At 66.5% G+C, this 3,007-nt stretch carries 2 protein-coding genes, 1 tRNA gene and 1 pseudogene; 1 reads left to right on the forward strand and 3 read right to left on the reverse strand.

The features are described 5' to 3' along the window. The 3 genes and pseudogenes from A5711_RS14440 to A5711_RS14450 all read right to left on the reverse strand — a co-directional run. A pseudogene (locus A5711_RS14440) lies at positions 1 to 98 on the reverse strand (WXG100 family type VII secretion target); the annotation flags it as partial. 162 nt (positions 99 to 260) lie between these two features. Then, positions 261 to 1,415, reverse strand: coding sequence for a PPE domain-containing protein (locus tag A5711_RS14445; RefSeq protein ID WP_067947590.1), 1,155 nt, complete (start codon positions 1,413 to 1,415; stop codon positions 261 to 263). Positions 1,416 to 1,474: 59 nt separating this feature from the next. Beyond that, positions 1,475 to 2,368 carry a PE domain-containing protein gene (locus tag A5711_RS14450; RefSeq protein WP_067947592.1) on the reverse strand — a complete coding sequence of 298 codons (894 nt, stop codon included), beginning with the start codon at positions 2,366 to 2,368 and terminating at the stop codon, positions 1,475 to 1,477. A gap of 357 nt (positions 2,369 to 2,725) precedes the next feature. Between A5711_RS14450 and A5711_RS14455 the strand changes: the two genes are divergently transcribed. Next, positions 2,726 to 2,799, forward strand: a tRNA-Leu gene (locus A5711_RS14455). The last annotated feature ends 208 nt before the right edge of the window (positions 2,800 to 3,007 follow it).

Here is a 3,007-nt window from a genome sequence, read left to right on the forward strand (position 1 = left end):
ATCTTGCGAGCCTCGTCCTCAACCGTCTGGGCGTGCACCTCGAAGCGGCCCGCCATCGCCCGCATTTCGTGCGGGTCAGTCATGAAACGTGTTGCCATGTTGCTTTCTCCTTTTCCTTCAAGCCTTCAGTGTCGAAGTCTTAACAGTTCTAATTGATGCGGTGGTGGCCGCGTTATGGATAGATTACGGCCTGCCGGTTAACTGATCGCCTCAAACGGGTGACATGGACCCCCTTATTTCCCGTACCGGTATCCCCGGCATCAGACGACAACCTGCTTGGGCATGACGATCGGCTTGAAGCCGTACCGCGGTCCGGAACCGTAGGCGCCGGCGCCCTTGGCGGCCGCGGCCATCCCCGGCATGCCGGGCATTGCCGTAACCGGTTCGGCCTCGGCCGCCGCCGTCCACCCCGAGCCCTCGAGGGGAGCGGTGGAGGATGCCAACGACGCCGGGGCGGCCGCATTCCAGCCGGCCGGCACGGACAGCCCGCCGACCGCGGAGGCCTCGCCCAGCGCGGCCGACGCCCCCGCACCCGACACCGAGCCCACCATGGTGCCCTGCACCATTCCACCGGCGAGCGGCGTGACGGAGTCGGTGAGGGCGAACGGGATCGACGGGACGGAACCCAAGGTGTGCCCCAGGGAGACCGCCGTCGGGATGGTGTTGCAGACCCACCATGCTGCGGTGTTGACGGCGCCGTTGATGCTGTTGAACACCGACGGGGTGCCGAGGAATCCGTCGATCGACTGCAGTAGGCCCGCGCTGCTCGGAATCGGCGGGGGTGTGTAGCCCGGGATACTCAGAGCGTTTGCCAGCCCCTGTCCCGTGCCGTTCGTGGCGTCGAAGGCAACGGCGCTGTTGTCGATCGCGGCGGCCGCCGCCGGATTGGTGGTCGACGTCAGCGGCGTCACGGGGGTCAGCACCCCGGCGGCGAGCGAGGCCGCCTGGTACGCCGCCATTGCGGCGGCGTCTTGGGCCCACATCTCGGCGTACTCCGCGTCCAACGCGGCGATCTCGGCGGCGACGCCAGGGAGAATGGCCAATGGCAACAACGAAGCTTGCAGCGTTCTATTCGCCACGACGACCGGTGGCGGCACCACCGCCGCGTACACCGCATCGAACGCTGCGGCCGACGCCATGGCCTGGGCGCTGGCCTGCTCCAGTGTCGCGGCCGTTTCGGTCAGGTAGGTGATGATGGGCTGGGCCGCTGCCGCTGCCGCTGCCGAGCCACCTCCCGTCCACTGCTCGCTGGTCAGCAGCGAGATGATCGACTCCCACTGGGTCGCCGTCGTGCTGATCTCGGCACCGAGGTTGGCGTACGCCGTGGCGGCTGCCATGAGCGGCGCCGAGCCCGCGCCGGAGTAGATGAGCGAGGAGGTGATCTCCGGGGGAATTGCTGCAAAGTCAAGAACCATTGTGTTTCCTGCTCCTTTTGTCTTTTGGAATTCGAAGTCTGTGGGGATTGACCGAAGGGCTAAACGGTTGCCGGTTTCGGCATGACGATCGGCTTGACGCCGTAGCGCGGCGCACCGAAGCCGGCGCTGTTGCGCGCAGCCGCGCCCATTCCCGGCATGCCCGGGATGATCGTTCCCGTACCGGCCTGCGGTGCGGCAGCGGTCCAGCCCACGGTCTGCAGCGGTGCGGCGCTGGTACCGACCAGGGGGGTGGCCGGACCGGCCCAGGTCGGCGGCACGGACAGCTTGCCGACCATGGTTGCCTGGCCTAGGCCTGCGGCAGGCAGCGCGCCTACACCGCCCATGCCCATGCCGCCGGCCATCGGCGCCGTGCTGTCGGCGAGGCCAGCGGCGTCGGCGGCCGAACCCGCTGCGTCGGCGGCGGAGGTGTCCAGCAAACCGCCACCGGCCAGACCCAGCAGGTCGGAACCGGCCGAGGCCCAGTTGCCGAAGCCGATGTTGCCGATATTGGCTCCGTTACCCGACAGGCTGAAGGGTCCACCGAGGCCGCCGCTGTAGTTGCCGGTGCCGCCGAGGAGCCACTGGAGGACGTCGAGCGGGTTGGAGCCCGTTGTGCCCGCAGACGCGCTGGGGTTTATCGAATCGAGAGCTTGAATACCGGATTGGGCCGCGTTGACGGCCTCGGTGTTTGTGTAGCTACCGGAGCTGATGCCCAGCGTTTGCGCATACTGTTCCAGCAGCGTCTGGGCCTCGCTGGCGATCGCCTGGTACTGGGTGCCGTACGCCGTGAAGATGGCCGCTTGCTGAGCTGACACCGGGTCGGCGCCCGCGGGGATGATCGCTGTCGTCGCCGGCGCGGCGCCCGCGTTCTGCGCCGCCAGGTTGGTGTTGATGCCCGATAGCAACGCCTCCGCAGCTAGCATCTCTTCTGTCTGTGTCGTCAAAAATGCCATCGATTGCTCCCTACTGTTCGGAACGGCCGACCCCCATGCGGTGGATCGACCCTGAGTGTTCGCGTAACGGCCCCTGTGCGTTGGCGTAACACTAACGACCCCCGACTCCACGTTCCCGGCCGAAAGGGGCAGGGTTACAGCCGTTTACGGCTTTTTAACGATGAGGTCGACAGTTTTAACACTTCCCCGTTGGCCGACATAGCGGTGTCATCTGTTACCTAAAGGAAAACCGTGGTTAAGCGGCGGGGGCGCGGATCTTAGCCGAGGCGATCTCGCGGCGCATCTTGCGAATTTCGCCTATTTCGAGACCGACGCGATGTCCCGGCTTCGGCCCCGGCGCGCTACATTCGCCGCCGAGCCCCCATAGCCCAATTGGCAGAGGCAGCGGACTTAAAATCCGCACAGTGTCGGTTCGAGTCCGACTGGGGGCACCGGCGTGCGCGCACGTCAGAACACACGGTGCGAGAATCGCCAGCCGCCACCCACGGCCTGTTTCCCCGCCGCTGAGCCCACGATCGAATCGCGGCCATCCTGCTCGTGGACGTAGAGCCTTTGTGCCCTGTCGGCCGGGCGCGGTCGGGGCGAAGGATCACCGTTCACAGGGTTTAGGAGGCCAACGGTGATCAAGCAAGCCATCGT

The sequence above is a fragment of the Mycobacterium sp. E2238 genome (assembly GCF_001672665.1).
In the GTDB taxonomy this organism is placed as follows: Bacteria; Actinomycetota; Actinomycetes; order Mycobacteriales; family Mycobacteriaceae; genus Mycobacterium.